Genomic DNA, 20,708 nt, shown 5'->3' with positions numbered 1-20,708 from the left:
AGCTTTTCCCTTTACGTTATGCTTCTCATGAACGATAACACAACTTGTTCCTGAATTAACCATTCCGGATAAACTATGGGATCAAATTCAGGCATCGAAAGGAACTGGCTGGTTTCCGTTAATGGATTAAATATCTATTACTCTCCCGAGAGTAAAACTATCAAACCAATGAGTAACCGATACAGCCTCGCAAATTCTTTCAGATAATTAACCCGTCACTGCGGCACGTTCTCTCATAAGGCGTGCCTGCTGTGTAATCCAGTATGTATCCGGCATACTTGACGGTTTAATAGAACTCAATTCCTTTCCCAGGTTACCAACAACGATATCTTGTATAACACCCCAGGAGATACGACATTATGATGAGATGAGGTATGCTCCTCAGCGCCAATCAACGCCAGGGCTGGGCCAGTTTTGAGATCAGACTCATTCCCGGACTGACTTCAGGCGACATATATCAATGACGTTGGGGCAATAAAAGATAGCCGATGTAATACATCTATTCAAATTTGTGATACATGTCAAAAAATTGGTTGACCAAACTCGTTATTTATATAAGGGCACTTACGAAGTGCACTCTTTTTTAAAGCGAGGAAGTACCAATGAAAGAGAATAAAGTACAGCAAATCAGTCATAAACTGATTAATATCGTTGTTTTTGTCGCAATTGTAGAATACGCCTATTTATTTCTCCATTTCTATTAATAACGGCAATAAACTGTTCACTTCAGTGATATTTAAAATATGCATCCTCTCCCTTTTTTTTAAGTAATTATTATATCCGTGGGAGAGGAATACACGCTGTCAGGTAATCAATCAAACTGCGATAAATCATCGGCCAGTAAAGTGGAGATAGCCTCCATTCTCGAAAAATTCATACTCTCAGCGAAACCATCATCAATCACTCATCCAGGCGTTTATGGGAGCGTCGCCAATGGCTGCTAACAATGCCAGACTTCCCCGTTGCCGAAATTCCACATACCACAAATGGTCACAGGGATTGGGTGTTGAAATGATCCGGATGAGCATGTATCTTTACGGTTATGTTATAACATAACAGGTAAAAATGATGAAACCCAATATCCATCCTGAGTATCGTACTGTGGTGTTCCATGACACCAGTGTTGATGAGTACTTTAAAATCGGCTCGACTATCAAAACAGACCGTGAGATTGAGCTGGATGGCGTAACGTATCCGTACGTGACAATTGATGTCTCTTCGAAATCGCACCCGTTCTATACAGGGAAGCTGAGAACAGTGGCATCAGAAGGAAATGTTACACGATTCACCCAACGTTTTGGTCGTTTTGTTAGCACGAAAAAGGGGGCGTGATGAAAGTCCTTAACTCTCTGCGTACCGCAAAAGAACGCCATCCAGACTGTCAGATTGTGAAGCGAAAAGGACGGCTGTATGTGATTTGTAAATCTAATCCACGTTTTAAGGCCGTTCAGGGGCGTAAGAAAAAGCGTTGATTCATAATTCGCCGAATTAACGATATTTGTCTGATTAATAATCAGACCGGATTAATGTTGGTGTGTTTATAACACCAACATTAATTTCCTGGGGATATATTCTTCCTGTTCATTTGAGGTCAACTGCCTGACGTTTCTCTCCGAATATTCCATTATCTTAATGTTGACTTGTTGACCAACTTCGCCCCTGTATGCTGGTATCAACTCTCTTTTAGACTGAACAAGCCACTCCGCCCCCTCCCTTTGCGGAGCAGCCTGCATTTACACTCAAACTGTTAAGAAGATAAATGTGGTAAATCTGTTGGTACTAACATAAAAACGTTTACGCCACAGGAACAGCCTGATCCACCGGTAACCCCATCGCCGACGTTCGAGTGCCAGTTAGAGTAACGCGCACAGATGACTGCACGCAGTGCCCTGTCAAAGAGGCCATCGTTCCTGTGACAGCTGGCAGCCTTCGTTTAACTTCACTTAATTTGGCTCTTGGGGGGCTTACCGAACAGATGACGTAGTCACACCTATTCAATTTATCACCACTTATTGGAGTAAACACCCATAACCATTTTGTGCGGCATGTTAATCCATTAAAACACCTTATTGATTGTCAAATCTTCTTTAATGATGGCCAATAATAGTTTTATGTTCTATTTATTATCATTAAAAATTGTTTTTTTACTAGTCGAGCACAAAACGCATTAAGACTATTCCTAACACCTCAGGGCAAAGTTCCTGGCTAATATAAAATGCAAGTAAGAATTGAACGTTATATTGCCAATAACCTTATGAAACTGAATGTCTTTTTCTTCTTATCAAAAAAGCAATATTTTCATTTTTAGTAAATATTGACTTAACCATGGAATTCCTTTTCTGTTCACATATTGACACTCATCAGGAAAAAAACATAAATTTAAGCCCAATCGAAAATAATTAAAACTTAATCTCGTTTAACCTATATTGATATGTGCTACGTATCTTATTTACTTCCGATTTACTAACAACACTGAATGTACCTGTAAAAATTACAGGTTTGGAAAGTAGTGACATGGCAAAATGATTACAGCAGGGACTATGAGGTTAAAAACCATATGGAATATCAAAACCGTTCTGATAAATACATCTGGTCTCCCCATGACGCCTACTTCTATAAAGGACTCTCTGAACTGATTGTGGATATCGACAGATTAATTTATCTATCGCTGGAGAAAATTAGAAAAGATTTCGTGTTTATCAATCTCAATACGGATTCTTTAACTGAGTTTATAAACCGTGATAACGAATGGTTATCCGCGGTAAAGGGGAAACAGGTCGTATTGATTGCGGCCAGAAAGTCAGAAGCCTTAGCAAATTATTGGTATTACAACAGCAATATTAGGGGCGTGGTATACGCTGGGCTGAGTCGTGATATTAGAAACGAATTGGCCTATGTGATTAATGGCAGGTTTCTCAAAAAAGATATTAAGAAAGATAAAATCACTGACCGGGAAATGGAAATTATCCGCATGACGGCCCAGGGAATGCTGCCTAAATCGATTGCCAGAATTGAAAATTGTAGTGTGAAGACAGTGTATACCCATCGGCGTAATGCTGAGGCCAAGCTGTACTCAAAAATATATAAGTTGGTTCCGTAAACTCCAGGCAAGTTAGTTTTAAAAAATGACTCACAGGGACATCATGTCCTCAATTTAACTCGGGAAGAAAAGCAATGAAAAAAAAGGTTCTGGCAATAGCTCTGGTAACGGTGTTTACCGGCATGGGTGTGGCGCAGGCTGCTGACGTAACAGCTCAGGCTGTAGCGACCTGGTCGGCAACAGCCAAAAAAGACACCACCAGTAAACTGGTTGTGACGCCACTCGGTAGCCTGGCGTTCCAGTATGCCGAAGGCATTAAAGGCTTTAACTCACAGAAAGGTCTATTTGACGTGGCTATTGAGGGTGACTCAACGGCTACCGCCTTTAAACTGACCTCACGTCTTATCACCAACACCTTAACCCAGTTGGATACCTCAGGTTCCACACTGAATGTGGGCGTGGATTATAACGGCGCGGCAGTCGAAAAAACTGGCGATACCGTGATGATCGATACCGCCAACGGCGTACTGGGCGGCAACCTTAGCCCGCTGGCTAACGATTACAATGCCAGCAATCGTACCACCGCACAGGATGGTTTCACCTTCTCCATCATCAGCGGTACCACCAATGGTACCACCGCAGTAACCGATTACAGCACTCTACCGGAAGGCATCTGGAGCGGCGACGTTAGCGTACAGTTCGACGCGACCTGGACCAGTTGATCTCTTTGATGTACCAGCAGGGGTAACCCCCTGCTTTATTCCTGGACGGAATTGTTATGAAAAAGCACCTTCTGCCTCTCGCTCTGCTGTTTGCCGGAATATCTCCGGCCCAGGCGCTGGATGTCGGCGATATATCATCGTTTATGAACAGTGACAGCAGCACGCTGAGCAAAACAATCAAAAACAGTACCGACAGTGGTCGCCTCATCAATATCCGTCTCGAACGGCTCTCTTCACCGCTTGACGACGGGCAGGTTATCGCAATGGACAAGCCGGATGAGTTGCTACTCACTCCCGCCAGCTTGCTGCTACCCGCCCAAGCCAGCGAAGTGATCCGCTTCTTCTATAAGGGACCAGTAGATGAAAAAGAGCGCTACTACCGCATTGTCTGGTTTGATCAGGCCCTCAGTGATGCGCAGCGCGATAATGCCAACCGCAGCGCTGTAGCCACTGCTTCCGCCCGCATCGGCACCATTCTGGTCGTCGCCCCCCGCCAGGCGAACTACCGCTTTCAGTACGCCAACGGCTCCCTGACAAATACAGGAAATGCGACGCTGCGGATCCTCGCCTACGGCCCCTGCCTGAAAGCCGCCAATGGTAAGGAGTGTAAAGAGAACTACTACCTGATGCCGGGCAAGTCGCGTCGTTTTACCCGCGTGGACACGGCGGATAACAAAGGACGGGTTGCACTTTGGCAGGGTGATAAGTTCATTCCCGTGAAATAGATAGCTGTGCAGATGGATAACGACAATGCCTTTACGACGGTTCTCCCCAGGACTGAAAGCCCAGTTTGCCTTCGGCATGGTCTTTTTGTTCGTTCAACCCGATGCCAGCGCTGCTGACATAAGCGCGCAGCAAATAGGTGGGGTGATTATTCCGCAGGCCTTCAGTCAGGCGCTTCAGGACGGCATGAGCGTCCCGCTCTATATTCATCTTGCCGGTAGCCAGGGTCGCCAGGACGATCAGCGAATCGGCAGCGCTTTTATCTGGTTGGATGATGGACAGTTACGCATCCGGAAAATACAGCTGGAAGAGAGTGAAGATAACGCCAGTGTCAGCGAACAAACTCGACAGCAGCTGATGGATCTGGCGAACACCCCGTTCAATGAGGCCCTTACCATCCCCCTGACTGACAACGCGCAGTTGGATCTCAGCTTGCGCCAACTGCTGCTGCAGCTGGTGGTCAAGCGCGAAGCACTGGGCACCGTACTACGCTCACGTAGCGAAGACATCGGGCAATCCAGTGTTAACACCCTCAGCAGTAACCTGAGCTATAACTTCGGCATCTATAACAACCAGTTGCGTAACGGCGGGAACAATACATCCAGCTATCTGTCGCTAAATAACGTGACAGCACTGCGCGAACATCATGTGGTACTCGACGGCTCGCTGTATGGGATCGGTAGCGGTCAACAGGACAGTGAATTATATAAAGCGATGTATGAACGCGATTTTGCTGGTCACCGATTTGCCGGTGGAATGCTCGACACCTGGAACTTGCAGTCCTTAGGGCCGATGACCGCCATTTCAGCAGGGAAGATTTACGGCCTTTCCTGGGGAAACCAGGCCAGCTCCACCATCTTCGACAGCAGCCAGTCGGCCACGCCAGTGATCGCCTTTTTACCTGCAGCGGGCGAAGTACATCTCACCCGTGATGGGCGGTTACTGAGTGTTCAGAACTTCACCATGGGCAATCATGAAGTGGATACCCGAGGTCTACCGTACGGTATTTACGATGTGGAAGTTGAGGTCATCGTTAACGGTCGCGTGATCAGCAAACGCACCCAGCGGGTCAATAAGCTGTTTAGCCGGGGGCGCGGTGTCGGTGCGCCGCTGGCGTGGCAGATATGGGGCGGCAGCTTTCATATGGATCGCTGGTCGGAAAACGGGAAAAAGACGCGACCAGCTAAAGAGAGTTGGCTAGCAGGAGCCTCGACCTCCGGCTCACTGAGTACGCTTAGTTGGGCGGCAACGGGATATGGGTACGATAATCAGGCAGTGGGTGAAACCCGTCTGACGCTGCCGCTTGGGGGAGCAATCAACGTTAACCTGCAAAACATGCTGGCCAGTGACAGCTCATGGAGCAATATCGGCAACATCAGCGCCACACTACCGGGAGGCTTTAGTTCACTGTGGGTTAATCAGGAAAAAACCCGCATTGGCAATCAATTGCGACGTAGCGATGCCGACAACCGTGCAATCGGCGGCACACTCAACCTGAACTCACTGTGGTCGAAGCTGGGCACATTCAGCATCAGCTACAATGATGACCGCCGTTACAACAGCCATTATTACACGGCAGATTACTATCAAAATGTCTACAGCGGTACCTTTGGTTCGCTTGGCCTGCGGGCCGGTATTCAGCGCTATAACAACGGCGACAGCAGCGCCAATACAGGGAAATATATCGCTCTCGATCTCTCGCTACCACTGGGCAACTGGTTTAGCGCAGGGATGACCCATCAAAACGGCTACACCATGGCAAACCTGTCAGCACGCAAACAGTTTGATGAAGGAACCATTCGCACTTTTGGTGCCAATCTGTCACGAGCCATCTCCGGCGATACCGGTGATGACAAAACTCTCAGTGGTGGGGCGTATGCACAGTTCGACGCTCGTTACGCCAGCGGAACGCTGAACGTCAATAGCGCGGCGGACGGCTACGTCAATACCAACTTAACTGCCAATGGCAGCGTTGGCTGGCAGGGTAAAAACATTGCTGCCAGCGGGCGGACTGATGGCAACGCCGGGGTGATATTCAATACCGGGCTGGAGGACGACGGTCAGATCAGCGCCAAAATCAACGGACGGATTTTCCCGCTTAACGGCAAGCGCAACTACCTCCCGCTCTCTCCGTATGGGAGATATGAGGTGGAGTTGCAGAACAGCAAAAACTCACTCGACAGCTACGATATCGTCAGCGGCCGCAAAAGCCATCTGACCCTCTATCCAGGCAATGTCGCCGTCATTGAGCCAGAGGTGAAGCAGATGGTTACCGTCTCCGGTCGTATCCGTGCAGAAGACGGCACAGTGCTGGCTAACGCACGGATTAACAACCATATCGGCCGAACCCGAACCGATGAAAACGGCGAGTTTGTCATGGACGTGGATAAGAAATACCCCACTATCGATTTTCGCTACAGTGGCAATAAAACCTGCGAAGTGGCACTGGAACTCAACCAGGCGCGCGGTGCCGTCTGGGTCGGTGATGTGGTCTGCAGCGGCCTCTCATCGTGGGCGGCGGTGACGCAGACAGGAGAAGAGAATGAGAGTTAACCTACTGATAGCAATGATAATCTTTGCGCTATTCTGGCCAGCAACCGCGCTCAGAGCGGCAGTGAGCAAAACAACCTGGGCGGATGCACCGGCACGCGAGTTTGTGTTTGTCGAAAACAACTCAGACGACAACTTTTTCGTCACTCCTGGCGGGGCGCTGGATCCGCGCCTGACCGGTGCCAACCGCTGGACCGGTTTAAAATACACTGGCTCAGGAACCATCTATCAACAAAGCCTCGGCTACATTGATAACGGTTACAACACCGGCCTTTATACCAACTGGAAGTTTGATATGTGGCTGGAAAATTCGCCGGTTTCATCTCCTTTAACTGGCTTGCGCTGCATCAACTGGTACACAGGGTGTAATATGACCACCAGTCTTATCCTGCCGCAAACCACCGACGCCAGTGGATTTTATGGCGCGACGGTGACCAGCGGCGGCTCGAAGTGGATGCACGGCATGTTGTCAGACGCGTTTTACCAGTATCTGCAACAAATGCCCGTTGGCAGCAGCTTTACGATGACCATCAATGCCTGCCAAACCTCAGTGAACTATGACGCCAGCAGCGGCGCGCGCTGTAAGGATCAGGCCTCCGGCAACTGGTATGTTCGCAACGTCACCCATACGAAAGCAGCAAATTTGCGGTTGATAAATACCCACTCGCTGGCGGAGGTATTTATCAACAGCGACGGAGTACCGACTCTGGGCGAAGGGAACGCCGACTGCCGGACGCAAACCATCGGCAGCCGTTCAGGATTAAGTTGTAAGATGGTTAACTATACCCTGCAAACAAACGGGCTCAGCAACACCTCAATCCATATATTCCCGGCGATCGCCAACTCGTCGTTAGCCTCGGCCGTCGGGGCGTACGATATGCAGTTCAGTCTGAATGGCAGTTCATGGAAACCGGTGAGCAATACCGCCTATTACTACACCTTCAACGAGATGAAGAGCGCAGACTCGATCTATGTTTTCTTCTCGAGCAACTTCTTTAAGCAGATGGTGAACCTGGGGATCAGCGATATCAACACCAAAGATCTATTCAACTTTCGCTTTCAGAACACCACATCACCGGAGTCTGGCTGGTATGAATTTTCTACCTCCAACACGCTGATTATCAAACCCCGTGATTTCAGCATCAGTATTATCTCCGATGAATATACTCAGACACCGTCGCGAGAGGGATATGTCGGCAGCGGCGAACCGGCACTAGATTTCGGCTATATCGTAACCACCAGCGGTAAAACAGCTGCCGACGAAGTGCTGATCAAGGTGACCGGACCCGCGCAGGTGATTGGCGGGCGCTCCTATTGTGTCTTCAGCTCCGATGACGGTAAGGCGAAAGTACCATTCCCGGCGATGCTTTCCTTTATTACCCGCAACGGAGCTACAAAAACCTACGATGCCGGGTGCGATGATAGCTGGCGGGATATGACCGATGCGCTGTGGCTAACCACACCGTGGACTGATATCTCTGGCGAAGTGGGGCAGATGGATAAGACCACTGTCAAATTTTCAATTCCAATGGATAACGCCATTTCGCTGCGTACGGTAGATGATAACGGCTGGTTTGGCGAAGTCAGCGCTTCAGGAGAGATTCATGTTCAGGCGACGTGGCGTAACATTAACTAAGGCGCTGCTGACAGTGGTCTGTATGCTGGCGGCACCTTTGACACAGGCGATTTCGGTCGGCAATCTGACATTTTCGCTGCCGTCCGAGACTGACTTTGTCAGCAAACGTGTAGTGAATAACAACAAAAGCGCACGGATATACCGTATTGCCATCAGTGCCATCGATAGCCCAGGCAGCAGTGAATTGCGCACTCGACCGGTGGATGGTGAACTGCTTTTCGCTCCCCGCCAGCTGGCGTTGCAGGCTGGTGAGAGTGAGTATTTTAAATTTTACTATCATGGCCCCCAGGATAAACGCGAGCGCTACTACCGGGTCTCATTCCGCGAGGTCCCCACTCGCAACCAGACAAGACGTAGCCCAACCGGCGGCGAGGTCAGCACAGAGCCGGTGGTGGTGATGGATACCATTCTGGTAGTACGACCACGTCAGGTTCAGTTTAAATGGTCCTTCGACCAGGTGACAGGAACGGTAAGTAACACCGGCAACACGTGGTTTAAGCTACTGATTAAACCAGGATGTGATTCGACCGAAGAGGAAGGCGACGCCTGGTACCTACGTCCAGGGGACGTGGTTCATCAGCCTGCGTTACGTCAACCGGGGAATCATTATCTGGTCTATAACGACAAATTCATTAAGATTAGCGATTCCTGTCCGGCTAAGCCCCCTTCGGCGGACTAAGACTTATCCATCGGACGAGGGAAGAATTCCACCTCAGAGACTCAAATAATCGTTTAAATGATGTGGAAGCGATCGTCAATGTCACCTGTAATGATGGGCTTTCTCATATGTACACCATAGTGTTCAGGAGACACGGAAAGGTGCCAGGCAGCCTGCTAACGAGTGGTTTCTTCACGAATTAGTACGTAAAATCGGTAACGGCTGGAAATCATTCAATACTCACACTATCGAAAGTTCCCCAGCCAACCGCGGTACGTTCTTACATACGAGGTACCGCTGTTCTCTTTACGATTTATAGCTGTACTGGTGAATTATGAGCAATCTGAATCCATGCATGACGTGTGGTGCCTGTTGTGCATTTTTCCGCGTCTCTTTTTACTGGGCCGAAGCCGACGATGCTGGCGGTACCATTCCCGCCAGGCTCACTGAACAAATATCCCCTTTTCACCGATGCATGAGCGGTACCAATCAGAAAAACCCCCGATGTATTGCCCTTGCAGGAACACCGGGCAAAAATGCCTGCTGCACGATATATAAAAATCGATCGTCCACGTGCAGAGAATTCGCCATGTCTGGTGAGAACGGAGTCGTCAATGAGGCTTGCAATCGTGCAAGAGCTAAATACGGGCTGACACCGTTATAAATATGCAATAATTAATTGCACTGCCCCGCCAGCTATAATCGCGGGGCTTCGTTTTTCAGGGATAACAAAACCCGAGACTTCTTCCATCTGCCAGCAACAATGCCTCTTCCTCTACAGTGTTCTCCGGATCTACAGCATCCTGAAGTAGCGCGATGTACTCACTGGCTATCTGCATCAGAAAGTTAAAAACAATGTTTTTAACCTATAAAAATGGCGCTGTATTTGCGCCATTTTTATCATTCAATGCATTATCTGTTTGAGCCTAAAGGGATCTCAGGGTCTGGCTCATGAGTAATTCTGTTTCGTAAATCTCTGCGAATAATTTCAATGGACCAGAACCAGACTAAATGTCCAAAAATTTCAGAAACATTCTCATACCACGGGAGATCAAACAGAGGTGGCGTCAGTCCCATGAGAGGGAATGAAATCATATGAACAAAAAGTTGGGCTAAAGCACCTGCCAGTAAGCCCTGCCAGAGTTTAATTTTTGGAAATACTTCAGCGACCACACAATAACCGACAGCAAACACTATCGAAAAGATAATGTGCGTAACACCAACCCAGTTAAAGACATGCCCGGCAAAGGTATAAACAGCCGCATTGGGATCTGTCAGCCCCAGCCAGTCTCGAAGAAAAATATACGGAGGATTGAGAAAATTACGGGAGCAATCAATTTGCCCAGCAGCCCTGATTAATGATTCCGGGCCACACGCTGCATTAAACATATCCACCGGGCTACGTGGCGGCAATGGAACTTCTGCCCCCCACTTCACAAATGCGGAAACAACGCCAGCAATCAGCCCAATGAATGCAGCAAGACCATAACGTCTGCGGTTCGGTGGAGTTTGTTCAAATATATTCATATTTACCCTGTTTGTTTCATTATGTTGTACACCTCTTCAGGAGTATTCATAAAACAAGATAAATGTAAAGAACTGTATTGTTTTGTATAATGCAATGGTGACTAATCGCCAATTAATATAAGCACCATCATTTCTCCATATTTTTATGTTAGAAGTGACAACGATTTGCAGGGTGATGCAGAGCTGACAATCACAGGTTTCCTTATCGGTTTTTGCATCGCACAACTAAAGCAATAAACTAGCTCCCGTCATCGGCGAATATGAATTAATTAGCCGGGCTCATAGCTGCATTCGCGTTTTAAGAATAATCCTCCTGCTCTCACCGACTATGCTTAACGTTTAAAAAAGCATCAACACTCTCGCAACGCACTCTTATTTTCCCCTTTAGAATACCGGAGGCCTGGTATGAGCAACCAAGGCGAATACCCCGAAGATAATCGGGTTGGGAAGCACGAGCCGCACGATTTTAGTTTGACCCGCCGCGATCTGATTAAAGTGAGCGCCGCAACGGCGGCGACCGCCGTGGTTTATCCTCATTCTACGCTTGCGGCAAGCGTTCCGGCAGCTACACCCGCGCCAGAGATAATGCCCCTGACACTTATGGTGAACGGCAAAACCGAGCAGCTTGAGGTGGATACCCGAACCACGCTACTGGACGCTTTGCGTGAAAATCTGCATCTGATCGGTACCAAGAAAGGTTGCGATCACGGACAGTGCGGAGCCTGTACCGTGCTGGTCAATGGTCGCAGGCTTAATGCCTGCCTGACGCTGGCAGTCATGCATCAGGGGGCCGAGATCACCACCATTGAAGGCCTGGGTTCACCAGAGAATCTTCACCCCATGCAGGCGGCCTTTATCAAGCATGATGGCTTCCAGTGCGGCTACTGCACCTCCGGGCAAATTTGCTCATCAGTAGCGGTGCTAAAAGAGATTCAGGACGGCATTCCCAGTCACGTCACGGTCGATTTGGTTTCCCCTCCAGAAAGAACTGCCGATGAGATCCGTGAACGTATGAGCGGCAACATCTGTCGCTGTGGTGCATACGCTAACATCCTTGCCGCCATTGAAGATGCTGCGGGGGAGATAAAATCATGAAGGCGTTTACCTATGAACGTGTGAACACCCCTGCCGAGGCGGCACTTAGCGCTCAGCGCGTACCCGGCGCAAAATTTATCGCTGGCGGGACCAATCTGCTGGACCTGATGAAGCTGGAAATTGAAACGCCAACCCACCTTATCGATGTGAACGGGCTCGGGCTCGATAAGATTGAAGTGACCGACGCGGGTGGGCTGCGCATCGGCGCACTGGTACGGAACACCGACCTGGCGGCTCACGAGCGCGTGCGTCGTGATTACGCGGTACTCTCCCGCGCTCTGCTCGCTGGCGCGTCTGGTCAGTTACGTAATCAGGCAACCACCGCAGGTAATCTGCTCCAGCGCACGCGCTGCCCCTATTTTTACGACACCAATCAGCCCTGCAATAAGCGCCTGCCCGGGAGCGGCTGCGCGGCACTTGAAGGCTTTAGCCGTCAGCACGCGGTGGTAGGCGTAAGCGAAGCCTGCATTGCCACCCATCCGAGCGATATGGCGGTCGCAATGCGGTTGCTGGATGCGGTGGTGGAAACCATCACGCCGGAGGGAAAAACTCGCAGTATCACACTGGCTGATTTTTATCACCCACCGGGGAAAACGCCGCACATTGAAACCGCCCTGCTTCCCGGTGAGCTTATCGTTGCGGTGACGTTACCTCCGCCGCTCGGCGGAAAACATATCTACCGCAAGGTGCGCGATCGCGCCTCCTACGCCTTTGCCCTGGTATCGGTCGCGGCGATTATTCAGCCTGACGGCAGCGGGCGCGTCGCGCTGGGCGGAGTAGCACATAAGCCCTGGCGCATTGAGGCTGCGGATGCTCAGCTATCCCAGGGGGCGCAGGCCGTGTATGACGCGCTGTTCGCCAGCGCCCATCCCACCGCTGAAAATACCTTTAAACTCCTGTTGGCGAAGCGAACGCTTGCCTCCGTACTGGCTGAAGCGAGGGCACAGGCATGAAATTTGATAAACCCGCAGGGGAAAACCCGATCGATCAGCTGAAGGTTGTCGGTCGTCCCCATGACCGCATCGACGGACCGCTGAAAACTACCGGCACGGCACGCTACGCCTACGAATGGCATGAAGAAGCCCCCAACGCCGCCTATGGCTATATCGTCGGTTCCGCCATTGCCAAAGGGCGCCTCACCGCCCTTGATACGGACGCCGCGCAAAAAGCGCCGGGCGTACTGGCTGTCATTACCGCCAGTAACGCTGGGGCACTCGGCAAAGGCGACAAAAACACCGCCAGGCTGTTAGGCGGCCCCACTATTGAGCACTATCATCAGGCCATTGCGCTGGTAGTGGCCGAGACCTTCGAACAGGCGCGAGCGGCGGCCTCGCTGGTGCAGGCGCACTATCGCCGTAATAAAGGAGCTTACTCCCTGGCGGACGAGAAACAGGCCGTCAGTCAGCCGCCGGAAGACACGCCCGATAAAAACGTTGGTGACTTTGACGGGGCTTTCACCTCCGCTGCGGTGAAAATTGATGCTACATACACGACCCCGGACCAGAGCCATATGGCGATGGAGCCGCATGCCTCGATGGCCGTCTGGGATGGAAATAAGCTTACCCTCTGGACCTCAAATCAGATGATTGACTGGTGCCGCACCGATCTGGCAAAAACGCTGAAAGTGCCCGTGGAGAATGTGCGTATTATCTCCCCGTATATCGGCGGAGGGTTTGGCGGCAAGCTATTCCTGAGAAGCGATGCGCTGCTGGCGGCCCTCGCCGCCCGTGCGGTGAAACGTCCGGTTAAAGTGATGCTCCCCCGCCCCACTATTCCCAATAACACCACGCACCGCCCCGCCACCCTTCAGCACCTGCGTATCGGTGCCGACCAGAGCGGGAAAATCACCGCTATCTCACATGAAAGCTGGTCCGGAAACCTGCCCGGCGGCACGCCGGAAACGGCGGTACAGCAAAGCGAATTACTCTACGCAGGGGCAAACCGTCATACCGGCCTGCGGCTCGCCGCGCTTGATTTGCCGGAAGGGAACGCCATGCGTGCGCCCGGCGAAGCCCCCGGTCTGATGGCGCTCGAAATCGCGATCGACGAACTGGCGGAAAAAGCGGGCATCGATCCCGTCGAGTTTCGCATCCTGAATGACACTCAGGTTGACCCCGCCGACCCGACGCGCCGCTTCTCTCGCCGTCAGCTTATCGAGTGCTTGCGCACCGGAGCGGATAAATTTGGCTGGAAGCAGCGCAACGCCACACCCGGACAGGTGCGCGACGGGGAGTGGCTAGTCGGCCACGGTGTTGCGGCGGGCTTTCGCAATAATCTGCTGGAAAAATCGGGTGCTCGGGTTCACCTCGAACAAAATGGCACCGTTACCGTAGAAACGGACATGACCGACATTGGCACCGGCAGCTACACCATTCTGGCCCAGACGGCAGCGGAAATGCTTGGCGTACCGCTGGAGCAGGTTGCGGTTCACCTCGGCGATTCCAGTTTCCCGGTTTCTGCGGGTTCTGGTGGACAATGGGGCGCGAATACCTCCACCTCCGGCGTTTACGCCGCCTGTGTGAAACTTCGCGAAATGATTGCCTCGGCGGTCGGGTTTGATCCTGAGCAGTCGCAGTTTGCCGACGGCAAGATTACCAACGGTACCCGAAGCGCCACGCTACATGAGGCCACCGCAGGCGGCAGACTGACAGCGGAAGAGAGCATTGAGTTCGGCACTCTCAGCAAGGAGTACCAGCAATCGACCTTTGCCGGGCATTTTGTGGAGGTCGGCGTGCATAGCGCGACGGGAGAAGTTCGGGTCCGGCGTATGCTCGCCGTGTGCGCAGCGGGGCGCATTCTGAATCCGAAAACTGCACGCAGCCAGGTCATTGGCGCGATGACTATGGGCATGGGCGCGGCACTGATGGAGGAGCTGGCGGTAGATGACCGTTTGGGCTACTTCGTTAATCACGATATGGCGGGGTATGAGGTGCCGGTTCATGCGGATATCCCAAAACAGGAGGTGATTTTCCTGGATGATACCGACCCCATCTCCTCCCCGATGAAGGCCAAAGGTGTCGGTGAGCTGGGCCTGTGCGGCGTGAGCGCGGCTATCGCCAACGCGGTGTATAACGCCACCGGTATTCGGGTACGGGATTATCCCATCACTCTGGATAAGCTGCTCGATAAACTGCCGGATGTGGTTTAAGGAGGAACAATGTCATACTCGCTTTTTGACAAAGACGAGCACTGGCATAAGCCAGAGCAGGCGTTTCTCACCGATGACCACCGGACCATTCTGCGCTTCGCCGTAGAGGCGCTAATGTCCGGTAAAGGAGCGGTGCTGGTGACGCTGGTGGAGATACGCGGCGGCGCGGCGCGCCCGCTCGGAGCACAGATGGTGGTGCGCGAAGATGGTCGTTACTGCGGTTTTGTCTCTGGCGGCTGCGTGGAGGCCGCTGCCGCTTTTGAAGCGCTGGAGGTGATGGGCTCAGGCTGCGATCGCGAAATTCGCTATGGCGAAGGTTCGCCGTGGTTTGACATCGTTCTGCCCTGCGGCGGTGGGATCACGCTGACGCTCCATAAACTACGCTCGACACAGCCTCTGCTCGCCGTGCTGAACCGCCTGGAACAGAGAAAACCGGCGGGTCTGCGCTACGATCCGCAAGCTCAATCGCTGGTGTGCCTGCCCACGCAAACCCGAACGGGCTGGAATCTCAATGGCTTTGAGATGGGGTTCAGGCCATGCGTCAGGCTGATGATTTACGGACGTTCTCTTGAGGCGCAGGCAACCGCGAGTCTTGCAGCAGCCACAGGCTATGACAGCCATATCTTCGATATTTTTCCGGCCTCAGCCAGCGCTCAGATCGATACCGATACGGCGGTCATTTTGCTGTGCCATGATCTCAACCGGGAGCTGCCAGTGTTGCAGGCCGCGCGAGAGGCAAAACCCTTTTATCTCGGCGCATTGGGCAGCTATCGAACCCACACGTTACGTCTGCAAAAGCTCCACGAGCTAGGATGGTCCAGGGAGGAGACAGCGCAAATCCGGGCACCCATCGGGATATTCCCCAAAGCCCGGGATGCGCATACTCTGGCACTCTCCGTGCTGGCAGAAGTCGCTTCTGTACGTCTCCATCAGGAGGAGGATTCATGCCTGCCCCCGTCGTCGTGATCCTTGCGGCCGGGCGTGGAGAGCGCTTTCTCGCCTCCGGGGGAAATACCATAAATTAAGAGAAAAATCTGCAGTAGCCGTTTTAGAAAATCACCTAAATCGTTTAAAAGAGCGCCCAACCCATAGTGGGCGCTCATCGCCTTGTGTAACTTATTCAGCAACGCGCGCCCTCGCCGGACTAAAGCGCACCGGCCTTCTGGCGTGCGGTAACAAAGGTCAGTACGCCAGCGCATAGGAGCAGCACGCTACTCATGGCAAACGTACTCTGCCAGCCGAGGTGGTCAAACACGATGCCTCCTGCCGTCGATCCAAGGGCGATTGAAAGCTGAATCACCGCGACCATTAGCCCGCCTCCGGCTTCCGCGTTGTCGGGCAACGTACGCGCAATCCATGTCCACCACCCGGTTGGCGCGGCGGTTGCCAGCATGCCCCAGAGGCCTAACAGCAGCGAGACCATCCAGACGTGATGCCCGGTAAGCATCAGGCTGATGGCAATGACGGCCATCAGTCCAGGTATAGCCATCAGCGTGGGGTAGAATTTCCTGTTGAGGAATGTCGAAACAACCAGCGTGCCGATAAAACCGGCTACTCCGATAATCAGCAAAATCAACGACAAGCCTGAGGAATCAACCAGCGTCACGGTCTCCAGGAACGGGCGCACATAGGTGAATAGCGCAAACTGCCCCATGAAAAACAGGCCACAAGCTATCATGCCGACCACAACCATGCGGCGGCTAAATAAGCGGAATACCGTGCCAAATGACGTGTGGCTTTTATTCGCATCCATACTGGGCAGGCTGATGCACTGCCAGATAAAGGCGACAACCGCCATGGGCACCAGGCACAAGAAAGCGCCTCGCCATCCGACCGTAGCCCCCAGATAGCTTCCCAGCGGTGCGGCCACGACCGTCGCCAGCGCATTACCGGCATTGAAAATCGCCAGCGCACGCGTGACCTGTTGCTGCGGCACCAGACGAATCGCCGTTGCCGCAGACATCGACCAGAATCCGCCAATCGCCACACCAATCATCGCGCGACCGATCATATACATCAGATAACTGGAAGCCAGCGCAATAATAAGCCCCGATACGGCCATCAGAACCGTCATTCCCAGCAGCAGGAATTTACGATTCATCTTTCCTGCTAGCGTTGAAAGCGTCAGGCTGGTCAGAACCGCCAGTGCGCCGGAGATAGCAATCCCCTGCCCAGCCAACCCCTCCGTCACGCCTAAATCGCGGGCAATCGGCGTGAGCAGGCTGACGGGCATAAATTCAGAAGCAATCAGCACAAACACGCACAGGGTCATGGCAAAAATACCGCCCCAGTATGCGCGCTGATGATGAGGTGATGGTGTTTGGTTTAGCGTCGACATAGTGAAATTTCACGAAGGCCAGGATAAAAGCCACCAGCCTATGGCCGGTGGCTTTGCATCAATTCAGGAGAGGTTTTATTTCAGTTTGGTCTGGAAAAATTGTTCGAACTTCGCGAAAGGTATTTTTCCGGCCACGTTATCGTACAGGTCCACGTGATTTGCCCCAGGTACCACCACCAGCTCTTTATCTTTACTGCCAACCGCCTTGTAAGCATCTTCAGCAAAATAGCGTGAATGTGCTTTCTCACCGGTCACAATCAGCGTCGGAATGGTGATTTCACTGGCGTAACTCAACAGCGGCATATTCATAAATGACAGCGGCATCGTTGCCGTCCACGCCCCGGTAGAGTTAACGGAACGTTCGTGGAAGCCGCGCGGCATGCGATAGTAGTCAAAGAACTCTTTCAGTACCGAATGAGGATTTGCCGGCAGCGTTTCTGGCAGAATGCGCTCGCCCGCACTGACCTTGCCGTTGCTATCGACATTAATATCATGACCACCATGAGCGAACGTTCCGCTCTGCGCATCCTTCCAGCGCTGTTCATTCAGATATTGCAGAACAGCACGACGGTCGGCGGTAGAATAACGGTCTTCGCCATCCCCCACACCATGGCCCATCGCCCGGCTCATGTCATACATCACGCTGGTAGCAACCGCTTTAACGCGGGTATCCATCGCCACGTCGTTCAGCGCCATGCCGCCCCAGCCACAAATACCGAGCAGCCCGATACGGTTGCGATCTACCTCTTTTTGCAGCCCTAAGAAATCCACCGCCGCGCTGAAATCTTCAGTGTTGATATCCGGTGAGGCGACGTTTCGCGGATAGCCGCCGCTTTCCCCGGTGTAAGAAGGATCGAACGCCAGGGTAACAAACCCTCGTTCCGCCAGCGTCTGCGCATACAGGCCGCTGGATTGCTCTTTCACCGCGCCAAATGGCCCACTGACCGCAATCGCCGCCAGCTTGCGATCGCCACGGTCTTTAGGCAGGTAAAGATCGCCCACTAAGGTGATGCCATATCGGTTCGGGAACGAGACTTTACGGTGATCGACTTTCTGGCTCTCGGCGAACGTTTTATCCCATTTATCTGTCATGGACACAGGGGCATTAGGATTGGTTGAATCAGCATAACTCATTGTCGTGACTCCACTTAATGATGCGAAAAGCAGCATGGTCGGCATCGCGGTTTTTAGCGTTCGGGTGAAGGCTTTCATAAAAATCCCCATAAAAAACAACAGAGAGATACAGGTTTCCGACGGACAACACTGCGGTGCTTTACTTTGATGGGGTCATTATAGTGAGCAGAATTAGTGCTGATTAGGGGGCGATTAATGCTAAGATTAATACCATATTGTTATAAATTAATGCGGAGATTGCCGGCATGAAGGGGGGATGTTTCAATGGCGAAAAGGGAGAACTACAACGAGCTGTACCTGCTTATGCAGGTGGTGCGGGAAGGCAGCTTTACCGCAGCGGCTCAGCGGCTGGGTCTTGCTCAGTCAGGAGTCAGCCGTTCTGTTCGCGAGCTTGAAGAAAGGCTCGGCGTCCAGCTGCTAGTGCGCACCACGCGTAAACTGTCGCTGACGCAAGCAGGCGAGCAGCTCTACCAGAAGACGGCATCTGGATTTGAAATGTTAGATCTTGGGCTTGCCACACTGGCGCACTATCGAGAGACGCCCTCCGGCACGGTGCGTATCAATGCCAGCCAGCACGCGATTGATAAATGCCTGCTGCCAAAGCTGGCGGTATTTAAACAGCGATATCCTGATATCCGGCTTGAACTGATAAATGAGAGCCGGTTCGTCGATATCATCGAGGAAAGATTCGATGCTGGTGTCCGCCTGGGGCCTGAAGTCGGCCAGGGTATGGTCGCGGTACGCATCACGCCCGATATGGAGATGGCAATTGTGGGGACTCCGGAACATTTTCGTCGCTATGGTTTTCCGCAAACCCCGACTGATTTAAAGGCACATCCCTGTATCGCCTATCAGTTTGCCGACGGCAGCGTATACCAGTGGGAACTCAATCAGGATGATAAAAAAATTACCCACCGGCCTGAAGGGCAATGGGCCCTATCCGACAGCTATATGGAAGCAGAAGCCGCACGGCTGGGCCTCGGATTGGCCTATGTTCCTGTTGAACTGGTTGCGGATGATTTAGAACACGGTAAGCTTATCAGAGTGTTGCAGCGTTACAGCCTGCGAATGGAGGGATTGTTTCTCTATTACCCTCATCGCAACGTCTCCCCCGCTCTGCGGATGGTCATTGATACATTGAAAATCTGAACGTTAACAACGACCGACTCTTCACTGTGCAATATTGTGTCAGGTAGTCACTCTGCGTTCAATTCCAGGGGCCGCTTTGAGCGAGAAAGAGCGGACTTATCTGTACAAGGGGACTATCCAGCAATGGAGATCACCCATAAGAAAAAAGTACCAGGCTCCCTCGACAACCTTCATCCGGGAATTTAGCCTCAATCAACATTTTTATATCTGTCAGGTTACTTCATTATGAAAACCGATCAATATCGTTGTTTTTGTTGCAATAGTAGAATACGCGTATTTATTCCTCCATTTCTATTAATAACGGCCATAAACTGTTCACTTCACTGATATTTAAAATATGCATCCTTTTCCTGTTTTTCAAGTTGTTCAGCGGCGTAAGAAAAAGTATTAATTATGAATTCGACGATTTAACCATTTCTGTCTGATTGGTAATCATCCGTGATTAATGCTGGTCTATTGATTACGCCAGCATTAACCGCTTAGGGATGTATTCTTCCTGATCATATACCTCCCTCGAAAAGAGAGAAAATAAAACTGTGTCCAATATTACTCTACCACTCCAGACCGAAGCATCGGTAGAATTAGCAGAACGACTGGTACAATAGATTGGGATAGCGTCATTTGTCAGGTATTCCATTGCCTGACAAATGACAATTTTGAGTCAATAGACGTGCTTCTTGATCATGTCTTAAAAATTATACCATGAGCCTTATGAAGCATCATTTTTACTGACTGGTGTTAACTTTGCTATCATATAAACTCTGTTCTTAAAAAACGCGCCCAGAATTTTATATGATTTCCCTTGTTTTTCTGCCTGTAAAGAAATTTCTTTTTCAGTGCTGTTAATGGTTGAACCGACGGCAGTAATCGTTTTGGCGACGCTACTGAATGATAATAAAGACAGTGTAACCACAACAATTAAAGAACAGATAGTATTCACGTTAATTCTCCTGACAATTGAGAGGGTGAGTTTTATATACATAGGTAT

At 51.2% G+C, this 20,708-nt stretch carries 19 protein-coding genes and 3 pseudogenes; 17 read left to right on the top strand and 5 right to left on the bottom strand.

Annotated elements, in window-relative coordinates; genetic code table 11:
* Positions 1-40: 40 nt before the first annotated feature.
* From QUE74_RS01590 to ykgO, 4 genes and pseudogenes are all read left to right on the top strand, one after another.
* Positions 41-130, top strand: a pseudogene (locus QUE74_RS01590) (hypothetical protein); the annotation flags it as partial.
* A gap of 472 nt (positions 131-602) precedes the next feature.
* Positions 603-704, top strand: coding sequence for a small membrane protein YkgR (ykgR, locus tag QUE74_RS29415; RefSeq protein ID WP_000662258.1), 102 nt, complete (start codon positions 603-605; stop codon positions 702-704).
* 364 nt (positions 705-1,068) lie between these two features.
* The gene (locus QUE74_RS01580) at positions 1,069-1,332 is read left to right on the top strand and encodes a type B 50S ribosomal protein L31 (protein WP_000804000.1); all 264 of its coding nucleotides are present in this window, start codon (positions 1,069-1,071) and stop codon (positions 1,330-1,332) included.
* Complete coding sequence (gene ykgO, locus QUE74_RS01575) at positions 1,332-1,472, top strand: type B 50S ribosomal protein L36 (protein WP_000866436.1); 141 nt, start codon at positions 1,332-1,334, stop codon at positions 1,470-1,472. The genes QUE74_RS01580 and ykgO overlap by 1 nt, the downstream gene beginning before the upstream one ends.
* 34 nt (positions 1,473-1,506) lie before the next feature.
* Here the strand turns inward: ykgO and ykgL are convergent.
* Positions 1,507-1,733: pseudogene (gene ykgL / locus QUE74_RS01570) on the bottom strand (protein YkgL).
* A gap of 824 nt (positions 1,734-2,557) precedes the next feature.
* On the opposite strand from ykgL, the gene ecpR reads away from it, so the two are divergent.
* From ecpR to QUE74_RS01535, 7 genes are all read left to right on the top strand, one after another.
* Positions 2,558-3,100, top strand: coding sequence for an ECP biosynthesis operon DNA-binding transcriptional regulator EcpR (ecpR, locus tag QUE74_RS01565; protein WP_024166199.1), 543 nt, complete (start codon positions 2,558-2,560; stop codon positions 3,098-3,100).
* Positions 3,101-3,174: 74 nt separating this feature from the next.
* Positions 3,175-3,762, top strand: coding sequence for a common pilus major fimbrillin subunit EcpA (gene ecpA, locus QUE74_RS01560; protein ID WP_000730970.1), 588 nt, complete (start codon positions 3,175-3,177; stop codon positions 3,760-3,762).
* 56 nt (positions 3,763-3,818) lie between these two features.
* The gene (ecpB, locus tag QUE74_RS01555; protein ID WP_000716391.1) at positions 3,819-4,487 is read left to right on the top strand and encodes a fimbrial chaperone EcpB; all 669 of its coding nucleotides are present in this window, start codon (positions 3,819-3,821) and stop codon (positions 4,485-4,487) included.
* A 25-nt stretch (positions 4,488-4,512) separates the two neighbouring features.
* Entirely contained in the window at positions 4,513-7,038 is a 2,526-nt protein-coding gene (gene ecpC, locus QUE74_RS01550; protein WP_001131104.1) for a fimbrial usher EcpC, read from the top strand.
* Complete coding sequence (ecpD, locus tag QUE74_RS01545) at positions 7,028-8,671, top strand: fimbrial adhesin EcpD (protein ID WP_001364143.1); 1,644 nt, start codon at positions 7,028-7,030, stop codon at positions 8,669-8,671. Before ecpC ends, ecpD begins: the two co-directional genes overlap by 11 nt.
* Positions 8,640-9,350, top strand: coding sequence for a fimbrial chaperone EcpE (gene ecpE / locus QUE74_RS01540; protein ID WP_001355145.1), 711 nt, complete (start codon positions 8,640-8,642; stop codon positions 9,348-9,350). Before ecpD ends, ecpE begins: the two co-directional genes overlap by 32 nt.
* Before the next feature lie 313 nt (positions 9,351-9,663).
* The gene (locus QUE74_RS01535) at positions 9,664-9,993 is read left to right on the top strand and encodes a YkgJ family cysteine cluster protein (protein ID WP_001303809.1); all 330 of its coding nucleotides are present in this window, start codon (positions 9,664-9,666) and stop codon (positions 9,991-9,993) included.
* 248 nt (positions 9,994-10,241) lie between these two features.
* Here QUE74_RS01535 and QUE74_RS01525 read toward each other — a convergent pair whose 3' ends face one another.
* The gene (locus tag QUE74_RS01525) at positions 10,242-10,856 is read right to left on the bottom strand and encodes a YagU family protein (protein WP_001019920.1); all 615 of its coding nucleotides are present in this window, start codon (positions 10,854-10,856) and stop codon (positions 10,242-10,244) included.
* Between the two features lie 405 nt (positions 10,857-11,261).
* On the opposite strand from QUE74_RS01525, the gene paoA reads away from it, so the two are divergent.
* From paoA to paoD, 4 genes are read left to right on the top strand one after another with little or no spacing between them, the layout of a single operon-like run.
* Positions 11,262-11,951: an aldehyde dehydrogenase iron-sulfur subunit PaoA gene (gene paoA / locus QUE74_RS01520; protein WP_000070684.1), complete on the top strand. Its 690-nt coding sequence runs from the start codon at positions 11,262-11,264 to the stop codon at positions 11,949-11,951.
* The gene (gene paoB / locus QUE74_RS01515) at positions 11,948-12,904 is read left to right on the top strand and encodes an aldehyde oxidoreductase FAD-binding subunit PaoB (protein ID WP_000643332.1); all 957 of its coding nucleotides are present in this window, start codon (positions 11,948-11,950) and stop codon (positions 12,902-12,904) included. Before paoA ends, paoB begins: the two co-directional genes overlap by 4 nt.
* The gene (gene paoC, locus QUE74_RS01510) at positions 12,901-15,099 is read left to right on the top strand and encodes an aldehyde oxidoreductase molybdenum-binding subunit PaoC (RefSeq protein WP_000667032.1); all 2,199 of its coding nucleotides are present in this window, start codon (positions 12,901-12,903) and stop codon (positions 15,097-15,099) included. The genes paoB and paoC overlap by 4 nt, the downstream gene beginning before the upstream one ends.
* 9 nt (positions 15,100-15,108) lie before the next feature.
* On the top strand, positions 15,109-16,065 hold the full coding sequence (gene paoD / locus QUE74_RS01505; RefSeq protein WP_000122399.1) for a molybdenum cofactor insertion chaperone PaoD: 957 nt from the start codon (positions 15,109-15,111) through the stop codon (positions 16,063-16,065).
* A 178-nt stretch (positions 16,066-16,243) separates the two neighbouring features.
* Here paoD and QUE74_RS01500 read toward each other — a convergent pair whose 3' ends face one another.
* The gene (locus QUE74_RS01500) at positions 16,244-17,371 is read right to left on the bottom strand and encodes an MFS transporter (protein WP_024166198.1); all 1,128 of its coding nucleotides are present in this window, start codon (positions 17,369-17,371) and stop codon (positions 16,244-16,246) included.
* A 141-nt stretch (positions 17,372-17,512) separates the two neighbouring features.
* The gene (locus QUE74_RS01495; protein ID WP_123058987.1) at positions 17,513-18,571 is read right to left on the bottom strand and encodes an alpha/beta hydrolase; all 1,059 of its coding nucleotides are present in this window, start codon (positions 18,569-18,571) and stop codon (positions 17,513-17,515) included.
* Positions 18,572-18,835: 264 nt separating this feature from the next.
* Between QUE74_RS01495 and QUE74_RS01490 the strand changes: the two genes are divergently transcribed.
* Complete coding sequence (locus QUE74_RS01490) at positions 18,836-19,720, top strand: LysR family transcriptional regulator (RefSeq protein WP_001119040.1); 885 nt, start codon at positions 18,836-18,838, stop codon at positions 19,718-19,720.
* A gap of 229 nt (positions 19,721-19,949) precedes the next feature.
* Positions 19,950-20,018: pseudogene (gene ykgR / locus QUE74_RS01485) on the top strand (small membrane protein YkgR); the annotation flags it as partial.
* A gap of 411 nt (positions 20,019-20,429) precedes the next feature.
* On the opposite strand, the gene QUE74_RS01480 reads toward ykgR (QUE74_RS01485), so the two are convergent.
* Positions 20,430-20,708 (bottom strand): hypothetical protein, encoded by a 279-nt coding sequence (locus QUE74_RS01480; RefSeq protein WP_024166197.1) that lies wholly within the window; start codon positions 20,706-20,708, stop codon positions 20,430-20,432.

The sequence above is a fragment of the Escherichia sp. 10290 genome (genome assembly GCF_030295155.1).
In the GTDB taxonomy this organism is placed as follows: Bacteria; Pseudomonadota; Gammaproteobacteria; order Enterobacterales; family Enterobacteriaceae; genus Escherichia; species Escherichia coli_F.
Note: the sequence above shows the minus strand (reverse complement) of the source record. Positions and strands in the feature narration are given on the sequence as shown.

Excerpts from the sequence above, each read along its gene's own strand:
- QUE74_RS01490 (WP_001119040.1), top strand. The coding sequence starts at position 18,836 with ATGGCGAAAAGGGAGAACTACAACGAGCTGTACCTGCTTATGCAGGTG.
- QUE74_RS01500 (WP_024166198.1), bottom strand. The coding sequence starts at position 17,371 with ATGACCCTGTGCGTGTTTGTGCTGATTGCTTCTGAATTTATGCCCGTC.
- QUE74_RS01525 (WP_001019920.1), bottom strand. The coding sequence starts at position 10,856 with ATGAATATATTTGAACAAACTCCACCGAACCGCAGACGTTATGGTCTT.
- paoA (WP_000070684.1), top strand. The coding sequence starts at position 11,262 with ATGAGCAACCAAGGCGAATACCCCGAAGATAATCGGGTTGGGAAGCAC.
- ecpR (WP_024166199.1), top strand. The coding sequence starts at position 2,558 with ATGGAATATCAAAACCGTTCTGATAAATACATCTGGTCTCCCCATGAC.
- ecpA (WP_000730970.1), top strand. The coding sequence starts at position 3,175 with ATGAAAAAAAAGGTTCTGGCAATAGCTCTGGTAACGGTGTTTACCGGC.
- ykgR (WP_000662258.1), top strand. The coding sequence starts at position 603 with ATGAAAGAGAATAAAGTACAGCAAATCAGTCATAAACTGATTAATATC.
- ecpB (WP_000716391.1), top strand. The coding sequence starts at position 3,819 with ATGAAAAAGCACCTTCTGCCTCTCGCTCTGCTGTTTGCCGGAATATCT.
- paoD (WP_000122399.1), top strand. The coding sequence starts at position 15,109 with ATGTCATACTCGCTTTTTGACAAAGACGAGCACTGGCATAAGCCAGAG.
- QUE74_RS01580 (WP_000804000.1), top strand. The coding sequence starts at position 1,069 with ATGAAACCCAATATCCATCCTGAGTATCGTACTGTGGTGTTCCATGAC.
- paoC (WP_000667032.1), top strand. The coding sequence starts at position 12,901 with ATGAAATTTGATAAACCCGCAGGGGAAAACCCGATCGATCAGCTGAAG.
- paoB (WP_000643332.1), top strand. The coding sequence starts at position 11,948 with ATGAAGGCGTTTACCTATGAACGTGTGAACACCCCTGCCGAGGCGGCA.
- QUE74_RS01495 (WP_123058987.1), bottom strand. The coding sequence starts at position 18,571 with ATGAGTTATGCTGATTCAACCAATCCTAATGCCCCTGTGTCCATGACA.
- QUE74_RS01535 (WP_001303809.1), top strand. The coding sequence starts at position 9,664 with ATGAGCAATCTGAATCCATGCATGACGTGTGGTGCCTGTTGTGCATTT.
- ecpE (WP_001355145.1), top strand. The coding sequence starts at position 8,640 with ATGTTCAGGCGACGTGGCGTAACATTAACTAAGGCGCTGCTGACAGTG.
- ykgO (WP_000866436.1), top strand. The coding sequence starts at position 1,332 with ATGAAAGTCCTTAACTCTCTGCGTACCGCAAAAGAACGCCATCCAGAC.
- ecpC (WP_001131104.1), top strand. The coding sequence starts at position 4,513 with ATGCCTTTACGACGGTTCTCCCCAGGACTGAAAGCCCAGTTTGCCTTC.
- ecpD (WP_001364143.1), top strand. The coding sequence starts at position 7,028 with ATGAGAGTTAACCTACTGATAGCAATGATAATCTTTGCGCTATTCTGG.